This window comes from Halobacterium yunchengense, from assembly GCF_037031165.1.
In the GTDB taxonomy this organism is placed as follows: Archaea; Halobacteriota; Halobacteria; order Halobacteriales; family Halobacteriaceae; genus Halobacterium; species Halobacterium yunchengense.
This window is the reverse complement of the sequence record NZ_JAYEZL010000002.1, coordinates 590,888-612,357: the sequence shown is the minus strand read 5'-3', so window position 1 is coordinate 612,357 and position 21,470 is coordinate 590,888. Positions and strand designations below refer to the sequence as shown.

Genomic DNA, 21,470 nt, shown 5'->3' with positions numbered 1-21,470 from the left:
ATGCCACAGCCAAACCGACCACGAAAAGGCTCGATGGGGTTCAGTCCCCGCAAGCGCGCGGAGAGTGAAGTACCGCGCTTCAACTCGTGGCCCGAAGACGACGGCCAGGTCGGCCTGCAGGGCTTCGCCGGCTACAAGGCCGGCATGACCCACGTCGTCCTCGTCGACGACAAGGCGAACGCACCGACGGAGGGCATGGAGACGACCGTGCCCGTCACCGTCGTGGAGACGCCGCCCATGCGGGCGGCCGCAGTTCGCCTCTACGAGGACACGCCGTACGGCGCGAAGCCGCTGACGGACGTCTGGGCCGACGACACCCACGAGGAACTCGACCGCGCGCTCTCCGTCCCCGAGGACGGTGGAGACACTGACGCACTGACCGAAGCGCTCGAAACCGAGGACGTCGCGGACGTGCGCGTCATCACGCACACGGTCCCCGGCGACGTCAAGAGCGTGCCGAAGAAACAGCCCGACGTCATGGAGACGCGGGTCGGCGGCGGCTCCGTCCGGGACCGCGTCGACTTCGCGACCGAACTGCTCGAGGACGGCGGCGTCCACGAGTTCGGCGACGTGTTCCGCGCCGGCGAGTTCACGGACGTCGCCGGCGTGACGAAGGGCAAGGGCACCCAGGGCCCCGTCAAGCGCTGGGGCGTGCAGAAGCGGAAAGGCAAGCACGCCCGCCAGGGCTGGCGGCGCCGCATCGGGAACCTCGGCCCGTGGAACCCGTCCCGGGTCCGCTCGACGGTTCCCCAGCTGGGCCAGACCGGCTACCACCAGCGCACCGAACTGAACAAGCGCCTCATCGACATCGGTGACGGCGACGACGTGAACGCCGCCGGCGGCTTCCCGAACTACGGCGAAGTCGACGGCCCGTACGCGCTCGTGAAGGGCTCGGTGCCCGGTCCCGAACAGCGCCTCGTGCGGTTCCGTCCGGCCGTCCGGCCGAACGAATCGCCGCGCCTCGACCCCGAGGTGCGCTACGTGAGCACCGCATCCAACCAAGGCTAACCATGCAGGCAACTGTACGCGACCTGAACGGCGACGACGCGGGCTCGCTGGACCTGCCGGACGTCTTCGACGAACCCGTCCGGCCGGACCTCGTGAAGCGAGCCGTGCTCGCCGCGCAGGCAAACCGAACACAGGAGTACGGCGCCGACGAGTACGCGGGCCTGCGCACTTCCGCCGAGTCCCACGGGAGCGGACGCGGCATGGCTCACGTCCCGAGGACGAACGGCCGTGGCGCGCGCGTCCCGCAGACCGTCGGCGGCCGGAAGGCGCACCCGCCGAAAGCCGAGAAAGACCACGGCCTCGACGTCAACGACAAGGAGCGGAAGGCCGCCGTCCGGAGCGCCGTCGCGGCGACGACGGACAGCGACCTGGTCGCCGAGCGCGGCCACGACTTCGACGACGACGTCGAGCTCCCGCTGGTCGTCAGCGACGACTTCGAGGACCTCGCGAAGACGAAGGAGGTCGTCGACTTCCTCGAGGCGGTCGGCGTCCACGCGGACGTCGAGCGCGCCGACGACGGGCGGTCCGTCCGCGCCGGCCAGGGGAAGCTCCGCGGCCGGAAGTACCGCGAGCCGACGTCCATCCTCTTCGTGACGTCCAGCGAGACCGGGCCGTCGAAGGCGGCGCGGAACCTCGCCGGCGTCGACGTGGCGACCGGCCGGGAGGTGAACGCCGAGGACCTCGCGCCCGGCGCGGAGCCGGGCCGCCTGACGGTCTGGACCGAGAGCGCCGTCGAGGAGGTGGGCCAGCGATGACGGGCATCATCGACTACCCGCTGGTCACGGAGAAGGCGATGGACAAGATGGACTTCGAGAACAAGCTCCAGTTCGTCGTCGACCTCGACGCCGCGAAGCCCGAGGTCCGGGACGCCATCGAACGGCAGTACGACGTGACCGTCGTGAACGTGAACACGCAGGTGACCCCGGAGGGCGAGAAGAAGGCGACCGTGGAACTGTCCGCGGACGACGACGCACAGGACGTCGCCTCCCGCATCGGGGTGTTCTGATCATGGGACGCAGAATCCAGGGCCAACGGCGCGGCCGCGGCTCGTCGACGTTCCGCGCGCCGTCCCACCGGTACAAGGCAGAGCTGTCGCACCGCAAGACCGAGGACGCCGACGTGCTCGCCGGCGAGGTCGTGGACATCGAACACGACCCCGCCCGCAGCGCGCCCGTCGCGAACGTCGAGTTCGAGGACGGCGACCAGCGCCTCGTGCTCGCCAGCGAGGGCGTCGCGGTCGGCGACACCATCGAAGTCGGCATCTCCGCGTCCATCGAGGAGGGCAACACGCTCCCGCTCGCGGAGATCCCGGAGGGCGTCCCGGTCTGCAACGTCGAACGCCAGCCCGGCGACGGCGGCAAGTTCGCTCGGGCGAGCGGCGTGAACGCCGACCTCATCACGCACGAGCGCGACGCCGCGGTCGTCCAGCTACCCAGCGGCGAGATCAAGCGCCTGAGCCCGGACTGCCGGGCGACCATCGGCGTGGTCGCGGGCGGCGGCCGCACGGACAAGCCGTTCGTGAAGGCGGGCGCGAAGTACCACAAGATGAAGAGCCGCGGCGGCAAGTGGCCGAAGGTCCGCGGCGTCGCGATGAACGCCGTCGACCACCCGTTCGGTGGCGGCGGCCGCCAGCACCCCGGTCGGCCGAAGAGCGTCTCGCGGAACGCGCCGCCGGGCCGGAAGGTCGGCGACATCGCCTCGAAGCGCACCGGTCGCGGAGGGGAGAAGTAACCCATGAGTAGTGAATACCGAACCGGCCGCGAGGGTGAGTTCACCTACCGCGGTCACGACCTCGACGAGCTGCAGGACATGAGCCTGGAGGACGTCGCGGAACTGCTTCCCGCTCGACAGCGGCGAACCATCACCCGTGGGCTGTCCGACGAACACCTGAAGGTGCTCGAGGAGGCCCGCGAATCTGAGCCCGAGGAGACGGCCAACGACCCCATCCGGACGCACCTGCGCGACATGCCGGTGCTGCCGGAGTTCGTCGGGCTGACGTTCGCGGTCTACGACGGCCACGAGTTCGAGCGCGTCGAGGTCGAACCCGAGATGATCGGGCACTACCTCGGCGAGTTCCAGCTCACCCGGACGTCGGTCGAACACGGGCAGGCGGGCATCGGCGCGACCCGCTCCTCGAAGTTCGTGCCGCTCAAATAACCATGGGAATCAGCTACAGCGTGGACACCGACCCGGACTCGACCGCGAAGGCGATGCTCCGGGAGCGGCCCATCAGCCTGAAGCACAGCAAAGCCATCGCCCGACAGCTCAAGGGCAAGACGGTCGCCGAGGCGCGCGAGTACCTCGACGCGGTCGTCGACGAGGAGCAGTCGGTGCCGTTCAAGCAGCACAACAGCGGCGTCGGCCACCGCAGCGACATCGAGGGCTGGGACGCCGGACGGTACCCGGAGAAGGCCTCGAAGGACTTCCTGAAGCTCCTCGAGAACGTCGCGAACAACGCCGAGCAGCAGGGCTTCGACAGCGACGAGATGGTCATCGAGCACGTCGCGCCGCACAAGGTCGACGAGAGCGTCGGCCGGAAGCCGCGCGCGATGGGGAAAGCCGACCCCTGGAACACGACGCTCTGTGACGTCGAAGTCGTCGTCGCCGAGCCCGACAGCGAGGAGGTGAGCGCCTGATGGCCGACGAGATGGAGTTCATCGAGCAGGGCATCCAGCGCTCCCAGATCGACGAGTTCTTCGCCGACGAGCTGGCGCGGGCCGGCTACGGCGGCATGGAGCTCGCGCCGACGCCGATGGGCATGCAGATCGTCCTGAAGGCCGAGAAGCCCGGGATGGTCATCGGCAAGGGCGGGAAGAACATCCGGAAGATCACGAGCGAGCTCGAGGAGCGCTTCGACCTCGAGGACCCGCAGATCGACGTCCAGGAGGTCGACGAGCCCGACCTGAACGCCCAGATCGTCGCGGACCGCCTCGCGAACGCGCTCGAGCGCGGCTGGTACTTCCGGAAGGCCGGCCACACGACCATCGACCGCATCATGGAGGCGGGCGCGCTCGGCGCGGAGATCGTGCTGAGCGGGAAGGTCACGGGCAACCGCGGCCGCGTCGAGAAGTTCAACCGCGGCTACATCAAGCACAACGGCGAGCCCGCCGAGGAGATCGTCGACCACGGGAAGGGCGTCGCCGTGATGAAGCTCGGCACCATCGGCGTCAGCGTGAAGATCATCCCGCCGGACGCGAAGCTCCCCGACGACTTCGAGATCCACGAGGAAGCGGACATCGAGGACCTGGTCGTCGACGAGGAGGACGCCGAGGACCTCGAGGAGCTCCTCGAGGGCGAGGGCGACGCCGAGGAGGCCGGCGGCCCCGAGGGCGAGCCGGCCGACGAGGCCGCCACGACCGAGGCGGACGGCGACCTCGCGGCCGAGGAGATCGTCGAGGAAGTCGTCGAGAGCGAGGAGGGCGCCGCCGAGACGTCGCCGCCGGACGCCGACGGCGACGTCGAGGAAGAGCTCGACGAGCTCGCGGAGGAAGTCGAGGGCGAACCCGTCGACGAGGAGTTCGACGACCTCGACGAGGAGACCGAGGAGACCGCCGAGGCGCTCCTCGAGGAGATGGAGACCGAAAGCGAGTCCGACGAGGATTCCGACGACGAGTCCGACGAGGATTCCGACGACGAGTCCGACGAGGAGGGTGAGCAGTAATGGCGATCCTGCACACCGAGGAGATCCGGGACATGACCCCGGCAGAGCGCGAGGCGGAACTCGAGGACATCGAGACCGAGCTGCTGAACGCGAAGGCCGTGAAGGCCGCCGGTGGCGCGCCGGACAACCCCGGCCGCATCGGCGAACTGCGTCGCACCGTCGCGCGGATCAAGACGATCCAGCGCGAGGAAGGCGACCTCGACGACGCGGAGACAGAGAGCGAATGATGACCGTGACGCCCGAGACGCTGCCGCGACACGAACTCGTCGGCCTGCACGTGCGGGTCGTCGAGTCGACCGACCCGTCGCGGGTCGGCATCGAGGGCGAGGTCGTCCGCGAGACGATGCGGACGCTCGTCGTCGACAGCGGGGCGGACGGCGCCCCGGACGCGAGCGGCGACGGCCGCGAGCGCGCGGAGCGCGATTCGGGCGTCACGCAGGTCCCCAAGCGGGGGACGACATTCGAGTTCCGACTCACAGATGAAGCTGCGGACGTCGCGAAGACGTCCGGGACCGCGTCCGAACCTGCAGGTGGCTCCGGCCAAACCACTGGCGAGGGCGTGGCCTACGTTACGGTGGATGGGGTCGCGTTGCTCTCACGACCCGCAACTCGCTCCGAGAACGGAGTTGATTCGAAATGGCGATAGGACTGAACGTAACAGAACCGGAGGACACGTGCTCTGACGAGAACTGTCCGTTCCACGGGGGACTCTCCGTGCGCGGACAGGTTCTCGAGGGCGAAGTGGCCTCCACAGACATGGAGAAGACCGTCGTCGTCGAGCGCGAGTACGACGTGTTCGTGCCGAAGTACGACCGGTACATGAAACGCCGGTCCCGAGTACCGGCGCACGCGCCGGAGTGCTTCGACATCAGCGTCGGCGACACGGTCAGCATCGCAGAGACCCGACCGCTCTCGAAGACGAAGTCCCACGTGGTCGTCGAAGTCACCGAGGGAGGTGACGCCTGATGGAAGCCATCAAGGCCGACGTCACGCAGGGACTCGAGAAGGGTTCGCTGATCACGTGTGCGGACAACACGGGCGCACGCGAACTCAAGATCACGAGCGTGCAGGGCTACCAGGGAACGAAGAACCGCCACCCGAAAGCCGGGCTGGGCGACACCGTCACCGTCTCGGTGACGAAGGGCACCCCGGAGATGCGCCGCCAGGTACTGGAGGCAGTCATCGTCCGGCAGCGCAAGCCCATCCGTCGGCCGGACGGCACGCGCGTGAAGTTCGAGGACAACGCCGCGGTCGTCATCGACGACCTCGGCGAGCCTCGCGGGACCGAGATCAAGGGCCCGATCTCGCGCGAGGTGGCGGAACGGTACGGTACCATCGCGAGTACCGCGACGATGATCGTATAGAACCATGAGCGAACAACCACGCAAACAGCGAGGCAGTTCGGAGCGCGCGTCGCTGCACGAGCGACAGAAGCAGGTGCACTCGACGCTGTCCGAGGAGCTCCGCGAGGAGTACGGTCGGCGCCGCGTCCGCGTGAACGTCGGCGACACCGTCGAGGTGATGCGCGGCGACGACGCCGGCGAGTCCGGCGAGGTCGTCGACGTCGACCTGCGGTCGGAGACGGTGCGCGTCGAGGACGTCACCGTCGAGAAGGCGGACGGCGAGGAGGTCCAGCGTCCGCTGGACGCGAGCAACCTCCGCGTCACCGACCTCGACCTCGAAGACGACGTGCGCGCCGAGCGACTCGAGGGTGACAACGAATGACGAACCACCAGAAGCGACTCTCGGTACCGAAGTCCTGGCCCGTCGAGCGGAAGACGGAGACGTTCACCGCGAAGGCCGGGGCCGGTCCGCACGGCGAGAGCGGGGTCCCGCTCGTCGTCGTGCTCCGGGACGTCCTGGGCTACGTCGACGACGCCAGCGAAGCGCAGTACGCCGTCAACACCGACGGCGTGCTCGTGAACGGCGACAGCGTCGGCGACGTGAACCGCCCGATCGGGATGTTCGACATCCTGGCGTTCCCCGAGCGCGACGAGTACTACCGGGTGTTCCCGGACGAGGGCGGCCGCCTCGGCCTCACGCCGATCGACGCGGACGCGGCGGACAGCAAGCTCAGCAAGGTGACGGACAAGACGACCGTCGCCGGCGGACGGACCCAGCTGAACCTCCACGACGGCGGCAACCTCGTCGTCGAGGACGACGTCTACAGCGGCAACGACTCCGTCGTCGTCGACAACGAGACCAGCGACGTCGTCGCCCACTTCGAGTACGAGGAGGGCGCGCTCGTCACGGCGGTCGCCGGCCAGCACGCCGGCGACGTCGGCCGCGTCGAGGAGATCGAGGTCCAGCCCGGCAGCGCGGACAACACCGTCCGCGTGACGACCGCCGACGGCGGCTTCGAGACCGTCGAGGACTACGTCGTCGTCATCGACGAGAACTTCGTCGGCGACGACGCCGACCTCCCGGGTGATGGCGAATGAGCGAGGCCGAGACCGACTTCCACGAGATGCGCGAGCCGCGCGTCGAGAAGGTCGTCGTCCACATGGGCGTCGGCCAGGGCGGCGTCGACCTCCAGAACGCGGAGGACATCCTCGAGGAGATCACCGGCCAGGAGACCGTTCGGACGACCGCCAAGCGGACCGAACCCGAGTTCGGCATCCGCGAGGGCGACCCGATCGGCGCGAAGGTGACGCTCCGGGGCGACGACGCGTTCGACTTCCTCGAGCGCGCGCTCCCGAACGCCGACCTGAACGAGCGCCAGTTCGACGACACGGGGAACGTGAGCTTCGGCATCCAGGAGCACACGGACTTCCCGAGCCAGGAGTACGACCCGAACGTCGGGATCTACGGGCTGGACGTCACGGTGAACCTCGTGCGTCCGGGCTACCGCGTCTCCAAGCGCGACAAGGCGACCCGCCAGATCCCGTCGAACCACCGACTCGACGTCGAGGACGCAGTCGCGTTCCTCGAGTCCAACTTCGACGTGGAGGTCAACGAATGAGCGAGACGGAGGAAGTCGAGGAGACGGGCCAGACACACGAGTGCCGGCGCTGCGGCCGCAAGCAGGGCCTCGTCGGCAAGTACGACATCTGGCTGTGTCGACAGTGCTTCCGCGAGATCGCCCGCTCGATGGGCTTCAAGAAGTACAGCTAACAATGACTGCGAACGACCCACTGGCCAACGCGCTCTCGGGCATCGACAACGCCGAGAGCGTCGGCCACCTCAACCACACGGTAGCGCCCGCCTCCAACATGGTCGGCTCCGTCCTCGAGGTCTTCTACGACCGCGGGTACATCGACGGCTTCGAGTTCGTCGACGACGGCAAGGCCGGCAAGTTCGAGGTCGAACTGAAAGGTGCCATCAACGAGTGCGGCCCCGTCACCCCCCGGTACTCGGTGGGTGCGGACGGCTACGAGAAGTGGGAGAAGCGATACCTCCCCGCTCGCGACTACGGCTCGCTCGTCGTGACGACGAGCCACGGCATCATGAGCCACTACGACGCCCGCGAGGAGGGCATCGGTGGCCAGGTCATCGCGTACGTATACTAACCATGGCACGAGTCGAAATCGAGATTCCGGACGACGTGACGGCGGAGGTCGACCACCTCGACCTCACCGTCGACGGTCCCGAGGGCTCGGTCACGCGACGGCTCTGGTACCCGGACGTCGACGTCGCCGTCGAGGACGGCGTCGTCGTCGTCGAGAGCGACAGCGACGACGCGAAGACGCTGTCCACGGTCGGGACCTTCGAGAGCCACGTGGAGAACATGTTCCACGGCGTCACCGAGGGCTGGGAGTACCGGCTGCAGGTGCACTACTCTCACTTCCCGATGCAGGTGGAAGTCGAGGGCGACGAGGTCGTCATCCAGAACTTCCTCGGCGAGAAGGCACCCCGGCGCACGCCGGTCCGCGGCGACACGGAGGTCGCCGTGGACGGCGAGGAAGTGACTCTCTCGGGCCCGAGCATCGAGGACGTCGGCCAGACGGCGGCCGACATCGAACAGCTCACGCGCGTCACCGACAAGGACACGCGCGTGTTCCAGGACGGCGTGTACATCGTCGAGAAACCCGCGAAGGGAGGTGCCTGATAGATGGCAGACGAAGACACCGACGCGCCGACGGAACTGGAGGACATCTCGGGCGTCGGCCCGTCGAAGGCCGAGGCGCTCCGAGACGCCGGCTACGAGACCGTCGAGGACGTTCAGGCGGCCAGCCAGGGCGAGCTCGCCGACGTCGACGGCGTCGGGAACGCGCTGGCGGCCCGCATCAAGGCGGACGTCGGCGGCCTCGAGGTCGAGGCCGAGACGGAGGCCGAGGTCGAGGAGGCCGAGCCCGAGGAGGAAGCCGAGGAAGCCGAGGAGGACGTCGAGACGGAGCTCCGTCCGCGCGGCCTCGCGGAGAAGACCCCGGACCTCGGCGACGACGAGCAGCGGCTGTTGGACAAGCGGCGCCGCGAGGGCAAGCCGCAGTTCAACCGCCAGGACTACCACAAGAAAAAGCGCACCCCGGAGTCGTGGCGGCGCCCGCGCGGCCAGCTGTCCAAGCAGCGCCGCGGCGTGAAGGGCAAAGGCGACAAAGTCGAGGCCGGCTTCCGGACGCCGGAGGCCGTCCGCGGCAAGCACCCGAGCGGCTTCGAGGAGGTCCGCGTGCACAACGTCGACGACCTCGACGGCATCGACCCGGACACGGAGGCCGCCCGCATCGCCTCGAAGGTGGGCGCGCGCAAGCGCGAACGCATCGAGGAGCAGGCCGAGGAGGCGGGCATCCGCGTCCTGAACCCGACCTACGTGGAAGTCGAAGTGGAGGCAGAGGAATGACTGACCTGAGCGCACAGAAGCGGCTCGCGGCCGACGTCCTCGACGTCGGCGAGAGCCGCGTCTGGTTCGACCCCGACGCCCAGTCCGAGATCGCGGACGCGATCACGCGAGAGGACGTCCGCGAGCTCGTCGACGAGGGCGCGATTCAGGCGGAACAGACGCAGGGCAACTCGCGCGGTCGCGCACGCGAGCGCGACGCGAAGCGGTCGTACGGCCACCAGAAGGGCGCCGGCAACCGCAAGGGCAAGGCCGGCGCGCGTCACGACGAGAAGGACGCGTACGCCGACCGCATCCGCGCGCAGCGACGGACGCTACGGGAGCTCCGCGACGAGGGCGAGCTGTCGCCCTCGGAGTACCGCGAGCTCTACAACAAGGCCAACGGTGGCGAGTTCGACAGCGTCCGCCGCCTCAAGAACTACATCGACGAGAACTACGGTGACACCTAATGGCGACTGGACCACGGTACAACGTGCCGATGCGGCGACGCCGCGAGGCCCGGACCGACTACCACCAGAGGTTGCGCCTCCTGAAGTCAGGGAAACCTCGGCTCGTTGCTCGGAAGAGCAACAAGCACGTCACGGCGCAGCTGGTCGTGACCGGCCCGAGCGGCGACGAGACGATCGCGAGCGCGAACTCCAGTGACCTCGCCGAGTACGGCTGGGAGGCTCCGACGGGGAACCTGCCGGCGGCGTACCTGACGGGGCTGCTGGCGGGGACGCGAGCGAAACAGACTGACGTCGACGAGGCCGTCCTCGACATCGGCCTCAACACGGCGACTCCCGGTTCGAAGGTGTTCGCCGTCCAGGAGGGCGCGATCGACGCCGGCCTGGACGTGCCGCACAACGACGCGGTCCTCGCGGACTGGTCGCGGACGCGGGGCGAACACATCGCGGAGTACGCGGAGTCCCTCGACGAGCCGCTGTACAGCGGCGACTTCGACGCGACCGAGCTTCCCGCCCACTTCGACGAGGTCAGGGAGGCAATCACGGAGGACAACGAATGAGCTACGACGACACCTGGCAACCGAAGACTCGCCTGGGTCGCCTCGTCAAGGACGGCGAGATCGAGGACATGGACGCGGCGCTGAACAGCGGCCTGCCGCTGAAGGAGCCGGAGATCGTCGACAACCTCCTCCCGGGGCTCGACGACGAGGTCCTGGACATCAACATGGTCCAGCGGATGACCGACTCCGGCCGCCGCGTGAAGTTCCGCTGCGTGGTCGTCATCGGCAACCGCGACGGCTACGTCGGCTACGCGGAGGGCCGCGACGACCAGGTCGGCGGCGCCATCCAGAAGGCGATCGAGGTAGCGAAGCTGAACATCATCGACGTCTCCCGCGGCTGCGGGTCCTGGGAGTGCGGCTGTGGGCGCCCCCACACCGTCGCCCTGAAGACGACCGGGCAGGCCGGGAGCGTCGAGGTCGAACTGATCCCCGCGCCGCGCGGCCTCGGCCTCGCGGGCGGCGAGACGGTCCGGCACGTGCTGGAGCTGGCGGGCATCGAGGACGCGTGGACGCGCTCCTCGGGGAAGACCCGGACGACCGTGAACTTCGCGAAGGCGACGTTCAACGCGCTCCGGAAGACCGCGGAGGCCCGCGTCCCCCAGCACGCCCACGAGCAGCGCGAGGTGATCGAGTGATGCAGGCGGTCGTCCAGCTGCGCGGCGAGGTCAACGTCAGCGAGGACGTCACGGACACGCTGGCGATGCTGAACATCCACAGCGTGAACCACTGCGCGCTCGTCCCCGAGACCGAAACGTACGAGGGGATGGTCGCGAAGGTCAACGACTACGTGGCGTTCGGCGAGCCGAGCCGGGACGTGCTCGCGACGCTGCTCGAGTCGCGCGCCGAGCCCGCGGAGGGGTCGGCGGCCGTCGACGACGAGTGGGTCGCCGAGAACACGGCCTACGACGACGTCGACGACCTCGCGGGCGCGCTGCTCGACGAGGAGACGACGCTGCGCGAGGAGGGGCTCGCGCCCGTCCTCCGCCTGCACCCGCCGCGCGGCGGCCACGACGGCATCAAGCAGCCCGTCGGCGACGGCGGCCAGCTCGGCAGACACAGCACCGAGGAGATAGACAGCCTCCTCACCGACATGCGCTAACCATGACCAGCAAGAAACGACGACAACGCGGTTCCCGCACGCACGGCGGCGGCACCCACAAGAACCGCCGCGGCGCCGGCAACCGAGGCGGGCGCGGGCGCGCGGGCCGCAAGAAACACGAACAACACAACTACGAGGACGTCGGCAAGAGCGGCTTCAAGCGCCCGGAGAAGACCGAGCGCGACGTCCGCGAGGTGTCCGTCCAGACGCTCGACGAGGACATCGCGGTGCTCGTCGCGGACGGCGTCGCCGAGGAGACGGACTTCGGCTACCGCGTGGACGCGCGGGACGTCGCCGAGGACGGCTGGGAGGCCGACGTCGTGAAGGTACTGGGCGGTGGACAGGTCCACGAGCAGCTCGAAGTGACGGCGGACGCGTTCACCGCGGGCGCCGTCGACCTCATCGAGGGCGAGGGCGGCGACGCCGTCGTCTCCGAGCGCGCGAGCGAGGACAGCGAGGAGTAACCCATGGGATGGAAGGAGGCTGCCGCACCGGTCCTGACGCGGATGCCCGCGGTACAGCGGCCGGAGGGCCACGTGCCGTTCCGCCGGAAGATGTACTGGACGCTCGGCGTGCTCGTCCTGTACTTCTTCCTGACGAACGTCACCCTCTGGGGGCTGGACACGGGCGCCAGCAACGACCTGTTCGGGCAGTTCCGGAGTCTGCTCGCCGGCGGACAGGGAACGGTGCTGCAGCTCGGCATCGGCCCGATCGTCACCGGTAGCATCGTCCTCCAGCTGCTCGGCGGCGCGAACCTGCTCGGCCTGGACACCAACGACCCCCGCGACCAGGCGATCTACCAGGGCCTCCAGAAGGTGCTGGTGATCGCGATGGTGTTCCTGACGGGCATCCCGATGGTGTTCTTCGGGAACTTCCTCCGACCGGACCCGGCGCTGGCGGCGAGCCTCGGCGTCGGCTCGTTCGGCGTCCAGGTGCTGCTGTTCGCCCAGATCGCGGCGGGAGGCATCCTCCTGCTGTTCATGGACGAGGTCATCTCGAAGTGGGGCGTCGGCTCCGGCATCGGCCTGTTCATCGTCGCGGGGGTCAGCCAGCGCCTCGTCGGCGGGTTCCTGTTCTGGGAGGGGCAGTTCCCGAACCAGGGGCTGATCCCGAACTGGGTCAGCCTCGCGACCGGCAGCGTCGGCAACATCCCGCCCCTGCTGTCGATGGACGGCATCTCGTTCGTCCTGATCCAGGGGGGAATCCTCGGCCTCATCACGACGTTCCTCATCTACGTGACCGTCGTGTACGCCGAGAGCGTGCGCGTCGAGATTCCGCTCAGTCACGCTCGCGTGAAGGGCGCACGGGGCCGGTTCCCCGTGAAGCTCATCTACGCGAGCGTCCTGCCGATGATTCTCGTGCGCGCGCTGCAGGCGAACATCCAGTTCCTGGGCCAGATCCTGAACTCCACGACCGGCCTGCCGGCGTGGGCGGGCGTCTACTCGGACGGGACCGCCGTCGGCGGCCTGTTCTACTACTTCGCGCCCATCTACAACCGGCAGGCGTGGATGTGGTGGCTCGGCGGGACGACCGCCGAACCCTGGCAGATCGCCATCCGCATCGCCGTCGACCTGACGTTCATGATCGTCGGCGGCGCCATCTTCGCCATCTTCTGGGTGGAGACCACGGACATGGGGCCGGAGGCGACCGCGCGCCAGATCCAGAACTCGGGGATGCAGATTCCGGGGTTCCGGAAGAACCTCGGCGTCATCGAGAAGGTCCTCGAGCGGTACATCCCCCAGGTGACCGTGCTCGGCGGCGCGCTCGTCGGGCTGCTGGCCGTGCTGGCGAACATGCTCGGCACCATCGGGGACGTCACCGGCACCGGCCTGCTGCTGACCATCTCCATCACGTACAAGCTCTACGAGGAGATCGCCGAAGAGCAGATGATGGAGATGCACCCGATGATGCGGGAGATGTTCGGCGGCGGCGACTAGCGCGAAGTTCCCCCTTTCGCTGTCTTCTCTGCGGACGCTCGGCGGCGAGCGAGGTCGTTCGGCCAGGAGCGCGTGCGTCCGTCGCGCAGTTCGCACGGACCGCATCGGTCCGCGCAGGCCGCCCGCGACGAGTCGCGGGGTCACTCCGGCGCGAAGCGAGGACTCCCCGACGCGAACACCGACGACCGCCCCGACCGAACACCGACGACCGCCCCGACCGAACACCGACGACCGCCCGGCGAGGGCGCTCCGCGCGTCCGCGCCCGTAGGACCCACCGGTCGGCGCCGTGAGCCGTCACTCCACCGGTCGGCGCCGTGAGTCGTCACTCCGGTTCGACGTCGCGGAGGTCCGGGTGGCCGAGGTGACGGCGGCTCCGGTCGCGCAACTGGGCTGGCGAGTCGGCCGACCGGACCCGGTCTCGGACCGCCTGCCACGCGGTGTGTCTGAGGCGGACCAGCACGGGGATCTCGTCCACGTCGCACTGGTGGGCGAGCGCGAGCCTGTGCCGGCCGTTCGAGTAGTGCAGGAGCGTCCCGTCGCGGCCGACGTCGACGATCACTTCGTCCGGATGCTCGCCGCTCACGCGCTCGGTCCCGACCGCGTCACGGGCCTCGACGTCGCGGCGGTACCCGTCGGACTCGATCGACGCCCCGAGTCGCTGCAGGTACCCGACCCGGTCGAGCAGCTCGGACTCGGACGCGCACCCCCAGACCTGTCGCCCGCGCCGGAAGCGGTCGAGGCAGTCCTCGTAGAGCTGGGTCTCCTCCCAGTCCGCCTGCTCGTCGAAGAGGGCGGCGACGAGGTCCCACTCCGAGTACTCCGTGATCGGCACGCGCTCACGGTCCCAGTCGCCCGCGAGGACGTCGCCGAAGTCGGCGTACCGGACGGCTGGGGGGTGGCGTACCAGCTCGAAGTGCCGACCGGAGCGGCGGGGCTCGAGCCGCGTGGCGACGACGTGTTCGATCTCGTCGACGCCGGCCCGACGGACCGCTCGCGGGTCGGCGTCGGTCCGTCCACTGAGGTCGTACGTCCGCCTGAGCTCACCGACCGCGCGCCGCCTCGCCTGTTCGACCCTGTTCGCCGCGACCCGAGCGGCCCGGCGTGCGAGGCGCGCCGCGCCCTGGTTCCGCCGTATCTCCGCGGCACGTGACAGGTACTTCATGTGGAGGGACAGCAACGACAGGAGAGGACTGCGTCCGTCGCCCCGTATTCCTTGTGGCCGTCGGCGGAGACAGCGCGGCGGCCCCCTGCCGGCACGCTCCGGCCGTCCCGCGGCCGGCGGCGGCGTCACTGCACTTCGACGCGGTGGGTGTCCTCGCTGGCGCGCTCGCGGAGGCGTTCGACGCGGTCCTCGACCGCGGGGTGCGTGGACAGCCAACGGTCGGCGTCGGCCTGCTCGCGACGCGGCGGCGCGAGCACGGCGAACAGGCCGCGGGGCCGGGTAGCTCGTTCCATCTTCCGGAGCGCGGACGCGAGCGCGAGCGGGCGGCCGGTGACGTCGACGGCGCGGTCGTCGGCCGCGAACTCGCGTTTCCGGGAGCGCGCGCGGACGAGGACGCTGACGAGCAGGACCGCGACGAGGACGACGCGGCCGACGCGCTCGTGGACGGGGAGGCCGCGCTCGCCGGGGCGGCCGCTGGCCCACGCGAGCAGGCGGTCGCCGCCGCGCACGAGCAGGACGGCGGGCAACACGAGCACGGCGAGGAAGGACGCGAGCGTGCGGCCGACCGTGTACGCCAGCGACTGGACGAGGCCGTCCCGTCGCTCGACGTGCGCGAGTTCGTGCGCGAGCACGGCCTCGAACTCGTCGGCGTGGAGGATGGAGAACAGCGACTCGTCGAGGACGACGGCGCCGCCGGGCCCGCCGAGGCTGACGGCGTTCGGCGCGGCGAGGCGGGCGACGTACAGCGTCGGCGGCTCGACGCCCATGCGGTCGGCGAGCGCGTGCAGGCGGTCGTAGGCGCCCGGGGCGCGCCCGGGGGACAGCGGCACGGCGTTCAGCTGAGCGAGCACGCGCGCGGTGCCGGCGCGGTAGGAGAGGTAGCCGACGGCGAGCACGGTGCCGGCGGCGACGGCGAGGGCCACCGCCGGTCGGACGTCCAGGGAGAGCGCGGCGACGACGCCGAGGAGGACGACGCCGGCGGCGGCCGCGTACCCGAGGAACGCGGCGACGCCGACGAGCGCGAACGCGGCGCGGCGACCGGGACGCATGTGGACGCGTAGGGCCGTCGGCCTCAAACGGGTGTCGCAGCGGCCGGCCGCCGGTGGCCGGCCGCCCGGTCAGTCGCCGGTGCGGAACTCGAAGCGCGCGCCGCCGGCGTCGCTGTCGGCGACGGCGACGTCCCAGTCGTGGGCGTCCGCGACGCGGTCGACGATGGCGAGCCCGAACCCCGTGCCGTCGCTGCTGGTCGTGTACCCCGTCTCGAAGACGTCCTCGCGCTCGTCCGCCGGGATCCCGGCGCCGTCGTCCGCGACGTAGAAGCCGTCGTCGTCCTCGAGGACGCCGACCGTGACCGCGAGTCCGTCGCCGCCGTCGGCGGCCGTCGCGCGGTCGCCTCGCGCCTGCGAGTCAGGGCTCGGGGAGCCGTGCTCCACGGCGTTCGCGAAGAGGTTCTCGAGGAGTTGCTGGAGGCGCCCGCGGACGGCGTCGACGGTGTGGCCGTCGGCGTCGACGGCGAGGCTGGCGTCGCCGGTGGCGACCGACGCCCACGCGGACGCGCTGACGGCGTCGAGGGAGACGGCGTCGGTGTCGCGGGCGTCGGCGCCCTCGCGCGCGAGCGCGAGGAGTTCGTCGAGGATGTCCGCCATGCGGCCGTGGGCGCGCTCGACGCGGTCGAGGGCGTCGCCGTCGCCGGTCTCGCGGTACTGGTCGAGCCAGCCGGTGGCGACGTTGAGGGGGCTGCGGAGGTCGTGGCTGACGACGCTCGTGAACTCGTCGAGGCGCGCGTTCTGGCGCTCGAGTTCGCGCTCGCGGCGCCGGCGGTCGGTGACGTCGCGGAGCACGCCGATGGTCCCCCTGAACTCGTCGTCGTGCGGGCGGAGCGCGAGGTGGCACTCGACGACGCGCTCGTCGTCGCTGCCGGCGGGGGAGACGTGGAACTCGAACTTGCCCTTGGCGTCCTCGTCGTCGGCGGCCAGGAGCTCGCGGACCGTCTCCCGGTAGCGCGGGACCACCTCGGGGTCGAAGACGCCGTCCTCGACGAGTTCGGGGACGCTGCGGCCCGCGAGGTCGGCGTCCCGGACGCCGGCGCCGTCGACGTTGCCGCCGACGTAGTTGGCTTCCTCGTCGACGATGAACACGCCGTCGGGCGCGGTCTCGACGATGGTCTCGTACTGGCGGCGCTCGCGGGCGCGCTCGCGGCGCTCGGAGACGTCCCGGCAGATGGCGAGCACGGCGGGGTCGCCGTCGTACGTGATTCGGGCGGCGGTGAACTCGAGGGGGACGCGGTCGCCGTCGGCGGTGAGCGCGTGGAACTCGTAGCGGTCCTCGGGGTCCTCGCCGGCGAGCCGCCGCCGGAGGCGGTCGAGGACGGTCTCGCGGTCCTCGGGCGCGACGATGTCCGCGACGGGCGTCCCCTCGACGTCGCCCTGGTCGAGGCCGAGGATGTCGGCGGCTCGCGGGTTCCCGAACCGGAGTTCGTCGCCCTGCGCGATGACGACCGCGTCGCTGGCCTCCTCGACGACCGTGGCGTACTTCTGTTCGCTCTCCCGGAGGCGGCGTTCGCGGCGCTCGCGCTCGGTGACGTCCCGGACGACGCCCGCCGTGCCCTCGAAGTCGGTGTCGTGGGGGAGCAACGCGATGTGGCACTCGACGTGCTCGACGCCGGCCGCCCAGTCGTCGACGCGCAGCTCCAGCAGGCCGGACTCGCGGTCGCCGGCGAGGAGGTCCTCGATGATCTCGGTTCCCTCCCGGAGGGCGTCGTCGTCCATGACGACCGAGCAGTGGGCGCCGAGCAGGTCGGCGCGGTCGCGGTCGGTGAGCGCCTCGAAGGCGTCGTTGACGAACGTGAACTCGCCGCGCTCGTCGAGCGTGTAGACGGCGTCGCCGACGGCGTCGACGATGGTGCTGGCGCGCTCGGCCTCGCGGTCGGCCTCGACGCGGTCGGTGACGTCGGTGAACGACGCGACGACGCGGTCGACGTCGCCGTCGTCGTCGAAGAGGGGCGCGCAGTGCAACACGAGGTACTTCCGCCAGCCGTCCGGCCACTCGACGCCGAGGCGCTCGCCGTAGAGGCGCTGACCGGTGCGCGCGACGCGGCGCGCGGGGTGGCGGTCGTCGGGCAGGGGGTCGCCGTCGAGCGTGACGAACTCCCAGTCGGGGGTCTCGGGGGTGTCGCCGGCGAGGCCGAGGGTGGCGCGGGCGCGGTCGGTCGCGGACGCGACCGTGCCGTCCGGCCGGAAGACGACCGAGCCGGGCGTGGTCGCGAGCACCTGCTCGAGGAGGTGTTTCTCCTCGCGGAGGGCGCGCTCGCTGCGGCGCTTCTCGACGGCGTTCCGGACGGTGTTCGCGAGGACGGCGTACTGGTCGGTGCCGGACTCCTTCTGGAGGTAGTCGGTGACGCCGGCGGAGATGGCGTCGCTGGCGATCTCCTCGCTGCCCTTGCCGGTGAACAGCACGAACGGCAGGTCGGGGTGGGCCTCGCGGACGGCGTCGAGCAGTTCGAGGCCGTCCCGGCCGGGCATGTCGTGGTCGGAGACGACGCAGTCGACGCGGTTCGCCGCGAGGTACTCGAGCGCGTCGTCGGCGCTCGACCGCGTGGTCGCGGCGAAGTCCTCGCGCTCGCGCTCGAGGAACTCCGCCGTGAGGTCGGCGAACGCGGCGTCGTCGTCCACGAGGAGCACCCGGATCGGGGGTTCGTCCACCGGCATCTCTCACCCGACGTGTGTCACAGGTAACAATAAACGTTGCAGTCGGTCGCACCCGCCGGCGGCCGGTCGGCGTTCCGAAGGGCTATTGACGGAGGCAGGTCACGTACCCCCCATGCAGGAAGGAGTGATGCGGTGATGCGCATCCTCGTCGTCGGCGCCGGCGAGGTCGGGTCGAGTATCGCCGGCAGCCTCTCCGACGCCCACGAGGTCGTCGTCGTCGACCTCGACCCCGACCGCGTGGAGTCCCTGACGTACGCAGAGGACGTGCTCGCGGTGACCGGCGACGGCACCGACCTCGACGTGCTCGCCGATGCGGAGGTCGGGCTGGCGGACGTAGTCATCGCGAGCACGGACGACGACGAGACGAACCTCGCGGTCTGTGCGACGGTGAAGACCGTCAGCGACGCGTTCACCATCGCGCGCGTCGAGGACACGAACTACCTCGACACGTGGCGCGAACACCAGGGCGCGTTCGGCGCGGACTTCATGGTGTGCACCCAGCTGCTCGCCGCGGAGACCATCGTGCGCGTCGTCGGGCTGCCGACCGCGCGTCAGGTCGACCCGTTCGCGGGCGGCTGCGTGGAGCTCGCGGAGTTCGACGTCCCCGAGGACAGCCCGCTGGCCGGCGAGACGGTGGCGGACGCCGACCGCTTCGACGAGCTGACGTTCGTCGCCGTCGTCCCCGAGGGCGCCGACCACGCGAAGGTCACGCGCGGCGACACCGTCATCGACGGCGGCTCGCGCGTGGTCGTCGTCGGGCGGCCGGCGAGCGTGCGCGAGTTCTCGCGCGCGGTCGACCCCGAGCGCGCCGGCAACCGCGTCGACGACGTCGTCATCGTCGGCGGGTCGACGACCGCCGAGCTGACCGCCGAACAGCTCGTCGACCGCGGCATCACGCCGCGCATCGTGGAGTTCGACCCGGAGCGCGCGCGCGAGCTCGCCGAGCGCCTCCCGTCGGCGACCGTGTTCAGCCACGACGCGACCGACCCCGAGTTCCTCTCCCGGGAGCACGTCCAGGACGCGGACGCGGTGGTGGCGACGCTCGGCAGCGACGAGCGCAGCCTGCTGGCGGCGCTGCTCGCGAAGCAGGCGGGCGCGGACCGCGCCATCGCGGTGGTCGACCAGGCGCGGTACGTCGACCTCTTCGAGACCGTCGGCGTCGACGTCGCGGTGAACCCGCGCCGGGTCACCGCCGAGGAGATCACGCGGTTCACGCGCGAGCGCCGCGCGGAGAACGTCGCCATCATCGAGCCGGGCGGCGCGGAGGTCGTCGAGGTGGAGGTCGACGAGGAGAGCGTGCTCGCGGGACGACCGCTGCGCGACGTGAACGGCGACCTCCCCGACGGCGTCGTGATCGCCGCGATCACGCGGGACGGCGGCTACGTGACGCCGCGCGGCGACACGGTCGTGGAGGTCGGCGACCACGTGGTGGCGTTCGCGGAGGCGGACGTCGTCGACGAGGTGACCGCGAAGCTATGACCGCCCGCGGACCGACGAGCCGGCCATGAGCGCGGTGCGCGACTGGCTGACGCCGACCCGCCTCCGCGTGAACTGGCGCGCGAGCGCGGCTCTCACGGGCACGGTCGTGAAGTGGCTGAGCGTGCCGCTGCTGTTGCCGCTGGCGGTCGCCGCCTACTACGGGGACGGCGGCGTCGCGGCGTTCGTCGTCACCGTCGCCGTCGCGCTCGTCGCTGGCGCGGCCCTGGAGCGCCTCGGCGACCCCGACGACCTGGGCGCCCGCGAGGGCTTCCTGATGGTCGCGGCGACGTGGCTGGCGGTCAGCCTCGTCGGCGCGCTCCCGTACCTGTTCGCCGCCCACGGCGTCCCGGGCGTGGCGGCGGCGACCGCTCCGGCCTCGACGCTCGGCGACCCGGTGAACGCGCTGTTCGAGTCGACGAGCGGGTTCACGACCACCGGCGCGACCGTGATGGGCGACATCTCCTTCGACACGCACTCCCACGGGATTCTGCTGTGGCGCCAGCTCACGCAGTGGCTGGGCGGCATGGGCATCGTCGTGCTCGCGGTCGCCATCCTCCCCGAGCTCTCGGTGGGCGGCGCGCAGCTGATGGAGGCCGAGGCGCCGGGACCGGGCATCGAGAAGCTCACGCCGCGCATCGCGGAGACCGCGCGCGTGCTCTGGCTGGCGTACGCCGGCATCACCGCCGTCGAGGTCCTGCTGCTGTACGGCCTCCACCACGCCGGCTTCGCGCCGAACATGGGGCTGTACAACGCCGTCGCGCACGGCTTCACGACGATGGCGACCGGCGGCTTCAGCCCGGAAGCGCGCTCCATCGAGGCGTTCTCGGGGGTCGTGCAGTGGGTCATCGTGCCGTTCATGGTGGCCGCCGGGACGAACTTCGCGCTCATCTGGCAGGCGCTGACGGGCGACCGCGACGCCCTGTTCGGTGACGCTGAGTTCCGGTTCTACCTCGGCGTGCTCGGCACCGCCACTGCGCTCATCGCCGGCCTGCTGTTCACGGGGCCGGCGCTTGACACTGTCGTCGGCCCCGTCGCTGGCGACCTCGAACCGTCGCTGCGGCACGCGGCGTTCCAGGCGGTGTCCATCGTCACCACCACCGGGTACGCGAGCATGGACTTCGCGCAGTGGGGCGGCGCCGCCCAGTACGTCCTGTTCGTCGCCATCTTCCTCGGCGGCAGCGCCGGGTCGACGGGCGGCGCAGTGAAGATGGTGCGGTGGCTGGTCATCCTGAAGAGCCTCAAGCGCGAACTGTTCACGACGGTCCACCCGGAGGCCGTCGAGCCAGTGCGCCTCGGCGGCCGCGCGCTCGACGAGCAGGCGATTCGCGGCATCTACGCGTTCACCGCGGTCTACTTCGCGCTGTTCGTCGCTGGCTCGGTGTTCGTGGCAATGGACTCGACGCGCATCGAACAGACGCTGTCCGCGCTGGAAGTGATGAGCGCCGTCGCCGCGACCCTCGGGAACGTCGGCCCGGGGTTCGGCGCGGTCGGTCCGATGGGGTTCTACGAGTTCCTGCCGGCCACGACGAAACTCCTCATGGTCGGCCTGATGTGGGTGGGTCGCCTCGAAATCCTCCCGGTGCTCGTGCTGTTGACGAGATCGTACTGGAAGACGTGACCGCCCCCCGGGGGAGCG

29 protein-coding genes are annotated in these 21,470 nt (G+C 70.5%); 26 read left to right on the top strand and 3 right to left on the bottom strand.

Going from position 1 to position 21,470, the window contains the following annotated elements:
* From U5911_RS08460 to secY, 24 genes are read left to right on the top strand one after another with little or no spacing between them, the layout of a single operon-like run.
* Positions 1 to 1,008, top strand: coding sequence for a 50S ribosomal protein L3 (locus U5911_RS08460; RefSeq protein WP_336036558.1), 1,008 nt, complete (start codon positions 1 to 3; stop codon positions 1,006 to 1,008).
* Positions 1,009 to 1,010: 2 nt separating this feature from the next.
* On the top strand, positions 1,011 to 1,763 hold the full coding sequence (gene rpl4p / locus U5911_RS08455) for a 50S ribosomal protein L4 (RefSeq protein WP_336036557.1): 753 nt from the start codon (positions 1,011 to 1,013) through the stop codon (positions 1,761 to 1,763).
* A complete protein-coding gene (locus U5911_RS08450) occupies positions 1,760 to 2,014 on the top strand; it encodes a 50S ribosomal protein L23 (RefSeq protein WP_336036556.1) in 255 nt (84 codons plus the stop codon). The genes rpl4p and U5911_RS08450 overlap by 4 nt, the downstream gene beginning before the upstream one ends.
* A 2-nt stretch (positions 2,015 to 2,016) precedes the next feature.
* Entirely contained in the window at positions 2,017 to 2,739 is a 723-nt protein-coding gene (locus tag U5911_RS08445; protein ID WP_336036554.1) for a 50S ribosomal protein L2, read from the top strand.
* 3 nt (positions 2,740 to 2,742) lie between these two features.
* A complete protein-coding gene (locus U5911_RS08440) occupies positions 2,743 to 3,165 on the top strand; it encodes a 30S ribosomal protein S19 (RefSeq protein WP_336036553.1) in 423 nt (140 codons plus the stop codon).
* 2 nt (positions 3,166 to 3,167) lie between these two features.
* A complete protein-coding gene (locus U5911_RS08435; RefSeq protein ID WP_336036552.1) occupies positions 3,168 to 3,644 on the top strand; it encodes a 50S ribosomal protein L22 in 477 nt (158 codons plus the stop codon).
* On the top strand, positions 3,644 to 4,669 hold the full coding sequence (locus tag U5911_RS08430; RefSeq protein WP_336036551.1) for a 30S ribosomal protein S3: 1,026 nt from the start codon (positions 3,644 to 3,646) through the stop codon (positions 4,667 to 4,669). The genes U5911_RS08435 and U5911_RS08430 overlap by 1 nt, the downstream gene beginning before the upstream one ends.
* Positions 4,669 to 4,896 (top strand): 50S ribosomal protein L29, encoded by a 228-nt coding sequence (rpmC, locus tag U5911_RS08425; RefSeq protein ID WP_336036550.1) that lies wholly within the window; start codon positions 4,669 to 4,671, stop codon positions 4,894 to 4,896. Before U5911_RS08430 ends, rpmC begins: the two co-directional genes overlap by 1 nt.
* Positions 4,893 to 5,315 carry a ribonuclease P protein component 1 gene (locus U5911_RS08420; protein WP_336036549.1) on the top strand — a complete coding sequence of 141 codons (423 nt, stop codon included), beginning with the start codon at positions 4,893 to 4,895 and terminating at the stop codon, positions 5,313 to 5,315. The genes rpmC and U5911_RS08420 overlap by 4 nt, the downstream gene beginning before the upstream one ends.
* On the top strand, positions 5,306 to 5,635 hold the full coding sequence (locus U5911_RS08415) for a 30S ribosomal protein S17 (RefSeq protein WP_336036548.1): 330 nt from the start codon (positions 5,306 to 5,308) through the stop codon (positions 5,633 to 5,635). The genes U5911_RS08420 and U5911_RS08415 overlap by 10 nt, the downstream gene beginning before the upstream one ends.
* Positions 5,635 to 6,033 carry a 50S ribosomal protein L14 gene (locus U5911_RS08410; protein WP_336036547.1) on the top strand — a complete coding sequence of 133 codons (399 nt, stop codon included), beginning with the start codon at positions 5,635 to 5,637 and terminating at the stop codon, positions 6,031 to 6,033. The genes U5911_RS08415 and U5911_RS08410 overlap by 1 nt, the downstream gene beginning before the upstream one ends.
* 4 nt (positions 6,034 to 6,037) lie before the next feature.
* Positions 6,038 to 6,394 carry a 50S ribosomal protein L24 gene (gene rplX, locus U5911_RS08405; protein ID WP_336036545.1) on the top strand — a complete coding sequence of 119 codons (357 nt, stop codon included), beginning with the start codon at positions 6,038 to 6,040 and terminating at the stop codon, positions 6,392 to 6,394.
* Positions 6,391 to 7,110 carry a 30S ribosomal protein S4e gene (locus U5911_RS08400; protein ID WP_336036544.1) on the top strand — a complete coding sequence of 240 codons (720 nt, stop codon included), beginning with the start codon at positions 6,391 to 6,393 and terminating at the stop codon, positions 7,108 to 7,110. Before rplX ends, U5911_RS08400 begins: the two co-directional genes overlap by 4 nt.
* Positions 7,107 to 7,631, top strand: a complete 525-nt coding sequence (locus U5911_RS08395) for a 50S ribosomal protein L5 (protein WP_336036543.1) — start codon at positions 7,107 to 7,109, stop codon at positions 7,629 to 7,631. Before U5911_RS08400 ends, U5911_RS08395 begins: the two co-directional genes overlap by 4 nt.
* Entirely contained in the window at positions 7,628 to 7,783 is a 156-nt protein-coding gene (locus U5911_RS08390) for a 30S ribosomal protein S14 (RefSeq protein ID WP_167246145.1), read from the top strand. The genes U5911_RS08395 and U5911_RS08390 overlap by 4 nt, the downstream gene beginning before the upstream one ends.
* A 2-nt stretch (positions 7,784 to 7,785) precedes the next feature.
* The gene (locus tag U5911_RS08385; RefSeq protein ID WP_336036541.1) at positions 7,786 to 8,178 is read left to right on the top strand and encodes a 30S ribosomal protein S8; all 393 of its coding nucleotides are present in this window, start codon (positions 7,786 to 7,788) and stop codon (positions 8,176 to 8,178) included.
* Positions 8,179 to 8,180: 2 nt separating this feature from the next.
* Positions 8,181 to 8,717, top strand: coding sequence for a 50S ribosomal protein L6 (locus U5911_RS08380; RefSeq protein WP_336036539.1), 537 nt, complete (start codon positions 8,181 to 8,183; stop codon positions 8,715 to 8,717).
* Between the two features lie 3 nt (positions 8,718 to 8,720).
* Positions 8,721 to 9,446 (top strand): 50S ribosomal protein L32e, encoded by a 726-nt coding sequence (locus U5911_RS08375; protein ID WP_336036538.1) that lies wholly within the window; start codon positions 8,721 to 8,723, stop codon positions 9,444 to 9,446.
* On the top strand, positions 9,443 to 9,892 hold the full coding sequence (locus tag U5911_RS08370) for a 50S ribosomal protein L19e (RefSeq protein WP_336036537.1): 450 nt from the start codon (positions 9,443 to 9,445) through the stop codon (positions 9,890 to 9,892). The genes U5911_RS08375 and U5911_RS08370 overlap by 4 nt, the downstream gene beginning before the upstream one ends.
* Positions 9,892 to 10,449 carry a 50S ribosomal protein L18 gene (locus U5911_RS08365; protein ID WP_336036536.1) on the top strand — a complete coding sequence of 186 codons (558 nt, stop codon included), beginning with the start codon at positions 9,892 to 9,894 and terminating at the stop codon, positions 10,447 to 10,449. Before U5911_RS08370 ends, U5911_RS08365 begins: the two co-directional genes overlap by 1 nt.
* Complete coding sequence (locus tag U5911_RS08360; RefSeq protein WP_336036535.1) at positions 10,446 to 11,084, top strand: 30S ribosomal protein S5; 639 nt, start codon at positions 10,446 to 10,448, stop codon at positions 11,082 to 11,084. Before U5911_RS08365 ends, U5911_RS08360 begins: the two co-directional genes overlap by 4 nt.
* Positions 11,084 to 11,548, top strand: coding sequence for a 50S ribosomal protein L30 (gene rpmD / locus U5911_RS08355; RefSeq protein WP_336036534.1), 465 nt, complete (start codon positions 11,084 to 11,086; stop codon positions 11,546 to 11,548). The genes U5911_RS08360 and rpmD overlap by 1 nt, the downstream gene beginning before the upstream one ends.
* A gap of 2 nt (positions 11,549 to 11,550) precedes the next feature.
* Positions 11,551 to 12,012: an uL15m family ribosomal protein gene (locus U5911_RS08350; RefSeq protein WP_336036533.1), complete on the top strand. Its 462-nt coding sequence runs from the start codon at positions 11,551 to 11,553 to the stop codon at positions 12,010 to 12,012.
* 3 nt (positions 12,013 to 12,015) lie between these two features.
* Entirely contained in the window at positions 12,016 to 13,485 is a 1,470-nt protein-coding gene (secY, locus tag U5911_RS08345; protein WP_336036532.1) for a preprotein translocase subunit SecY, read from the top strand.
* A 323-nt stretch (positions 13,486 to 13,808) separates the two neighbouring features.
* Here the strand turns inward: secY and U5911_RS08340 are convergent, their stop codons facing one another.
* The 3 genes from U5911_RS08340 to U5911_RS08330 form a co-directional block, all read right to left on the bottom strand.
* The gene (locus U5911_RS08340; protein WP_336036531.1) at positions 13,809 to 14,648 is read right to left on the bottom strand and encodes a hypothetical protein; all 840 of its coding nucleotides are present in this window, start codon (positions 14,646 to 14,648) and stop codon (positions 13,809 to 13,811) included.
* Positions 14,649 to 14,773: 125 nt separating this feature from the next.
* Positions 14,774 to 15,697, bottom strand: coding sequence for a M48 family metallopeptidase (locus tag U5911_RS08335; RefSeq protein WP_336036530.1), 924 nt, complete (start codon positions 15,695 to 15,697; stop codon positions 14,774 to 14,776).
* Positions 15,698 to 15,766: 69 nt separating this feature from the next.
* Positions 15,767 to 18,355 carry a PAS domain S-box protein gene (locus tag U5911_RS08330; protein ID WP_336036529.1) on the bottom strand — a complete coding sequence of 863 codons (2,589 nt, stop codon included), beginning with the start codon at positions 18,353 to 18,355 and terminating at the stop codon, positions 15,767 to 15,769.
* 135 nt (positions 18,356 to 18,490) lie between these two features.
* Here U5911_RS08330 and trkA point away from each other — a divergent pair, with 135 nt between their 5' ends.
* Positions 18,491 to 19,834 carry a Trk system potassium transporter TrkA gene (gene trkA, locus U5911_RS08325; protein ID WP_336036528.1) on the top strand — a complete coding sequence of 448 codons (1,344 nt, stop codon included), beginning with the start codon at positions 18,491 to 18,493 and terminating at the stop codon, positions 19,832 to 19,834.
* Positions 19,835 to 19,859: 25 nt separating this feature from the next.
* Positions 19,860 to 21,452, top strand: coding sequence for a TrkH family potassium uptake protein (locus U5911_RS08320; protein ID WP_336036527.1), 1,593 nt, complete (start codon positions 19,860 to 19,862; stop codon positions 21,450 to 21,452).
* Positions 21,453 to 21,470: the final 18 nt, after the last annotated feature.